This window comes from Polaromonas sp. P3_C2 (genome assembly GCF_056402675.1).
The window spans coordinates 1-2,393 of sequence record NZ_JBFUGX010000630.1 but is presented as its reverse complement, the minus strand read 5'-3'; the positions used below and the strand labels follow the sequence as shown (position 1 = coordinate 2,393).

Annotated in this window: 1 protein-coding gene and 1 pseudogene; both read right to left on the bottom strand. The window is 62.8% G+C overall.

Annotation, left to right across the window (positions count from 1 at the left end; all coding sequences use genetic code 11):
• Positions 1–96: 96 nt before the first annotated feature.
• Positions 97–1,146, bottom strand: coding sequence for an Ldh family oxidoreductase (locus AC1DWI_RS19985; RefSeq protein WP_477669380.1), 1,050 nt, complete (start codon positions 1,144–1,146; stop codon positions 97–99).
• A 301-nt stretch (positions 1,147–1,447) separates the two neighbouring features.
• Positions 1,448–2,393: pseudogene (locus AC1DWI_RS19980) on the bottom strand (alkaline phosphatase); the annotation flags it as partial.

The following is a 2,393-nucleotide window of genomic DNA, read 5'->3' as shown; positions in this document are numbered from 1 at the left end:
CTGTAATACCAAAGGCTGATCAGCAGGCGCAGCAAGCAGAAAATCCGTCAGCGGCAACGGCTGGCCGGATCGGTTTTCCGCTGGAAAGGCTGCGCTTCAGTGGGCGGCAGACGGCTCTGTCACCCCAAGCTTGATGGCCCAGCTTGACAGTGCGGGCAGGATGGAGGGATACAGCTCCACGCCCGATTCCATTTGCCCGGCTGCCAGCGCAATGCCTTTTTCCCCCGGAGTGCGCACGGCAGACCCTGCTTGCGCGGGTCGTGATGCACGGCAGGCATCCGTGACATGGCCAGTCTGGCGCGTGAATGCGTCCAGGCCCGCAAAAGCGCGCGGGTCAATCACCTGCAGGAAGACCGTGGCGCCCCATCCTTCCTTCGGGTCGGCGCGGCCATGACCTGCGAGGCCGCCGGTTAATGCCTCTACCAGCAAGGTGAGGCCATAACCCTTGTGGCCCGAGTCCATGCCACCCAGCGGCAGGATGGTGCCCTTGGGTTCGTCGAACAGCACCGAAGGGTTGTCACTGGCCACGCCGTGACCGTCCATCACCCAGGCAGCAGGCAGCCGCTTGCCTTCCTTGTGCAGCCGGTTGGTCATGCCGTTGGTCGTGGCCGAGGTAGACACATCCATCAGCACCGGAACGCCGTTGGTGGGAATGCCGGCAGAAACCGGATTGGGTGTGAACACCGGGTCCAGGCCGCCAAAGGGGGCAACGCTGGCCGTGTTCGGGTCCGAGCAGGTCAGCAGCATCATCAGGCCCTGATCGGTGGCGCGCTGGAGATAGGCGGCCAGGCAGGCGATGTGGTGGCTGCGGCGAATCACAACAGTGCAGGTGCCCTGGGTGGCGGCACGCTCAGTGGCCAATGCCATCGCTTGCAGAACCAGCCAGGGGCCGGGCAGGCGGCGGCCGTCCCATGTCACGGCGGCCGGATGGTCGGCCAGCACGGCTGGGGTGCCGAGTTTTTCCATCGCGCCAGACTCCAGCTCTGCCAGGTAGCCCGGCAGCAGGGCGAGCCCGTGGGTGTTATGGCCCATCAGGTCGCCCTGGACCAGGATGTCGGCCACGGCGGCGGCCTTGTCGTGCTCCAGCCCGGCGGTGGTCAGCAGGGTTCGGGCGTAGTTGATCAGATCGATCTGGGCGTATCGCATGGATTTGTCTCGGTGCTGTTTCAGTGTTGTCACTGCAGATGCTCTGTTTTTGATAGCCGCTTGCGCCCGTCCTGTATGGGTTAGATGGGCTTTTTATGCACATAACCCAACGCGTCAGGCCACGTCAGGCCGGCCGTCGCTGTCCTGAACATTCTAGGGACGAACACGTAAGGTCGCACATCGCACAACCCGTGCGCGGCATTTCATACGGGGCAAAAAGCGGAAAGCGGGCCATGAGCCCGCTTTCCGCCTGAGGCACCGAAGCCGGTGCCTGTAACCATGTTTATGGCTATGCCGTCAGTCAGCCCAGCTTGATGCTGCTGGGGTCTGCGGTGAGGTAGCCGACAGCCGCGCCGAAGCGGTCCTTGTAGTTCGCGCGCACCAGCGGGTCCAGCGTGGCCTGCACCTTGCCATGCAGCGCCGGAATCCAGTCGCCGGCGTGCTGGAAGTTGCTCATGATGTAGGTCCAGCCGTTGAGGTCGTCCACCACATGCAGGCCGGTGGCTTCGGCGCCCGAAGGCATGGACATCAGGCGCGACAGCTGTTGGGTGTCGACGTTGTAGGCCCAGATGAAGTTGTTGACGTGGGTGCTGCTGTCTTCGCCGATGAAGAGTGTGCGCATTTTTTCGGAGAACTTCAGGTTGTCGGGGTTGGACACCTTGTTGGGGTTGGCCTTGTTGCCCAGTGCATCGCCGGCGATGTCTTCGCCGACCAGCAGGGCCTTGGTGTGCACCGGCATCCATTCGCTGTTGATGGCGGTGCCGGCCAGGTCTTTCTGGCCGCCGTCCAGCTTGTGCACCATCACGCCGCCGGCGATCAGGGCCTTGTCAAGTGYGATGCCGCTGGCCGCGTTCCACCCCTTGCCGGTCTTGACCATGGAGTCCTGCATGTTCTGCAGCGCCGAGTAGGCGACCTTGTCCTTGATGTTGACGGTGGTGCCTTCCATTTTGGAAAAGCCCATGCTGCCGCCCATCAGGTAGGCATAGCGGTGCGTTTCCAGGAAGGCGGCAGCCTTTTCCATGCCGGGCTTGATCTTGATCCAGTTGGCATTGCCGCCGTAGAACACTTTGGTGAAGCTCGCATCACCGGGGTCTGTTTTCGATACCGTCATGATGTCGGCGGGTTTGAGCGTGTCGGCCATTTTTTCGATCTCGGCGCTGGTGGCGTGGCCCAGCTTGACCCAGGAAATCTTCGCTCCCTGATCGGCGGGGTTGACCGAGAAGCCGGTGCCCAGCTTGCCCACATAC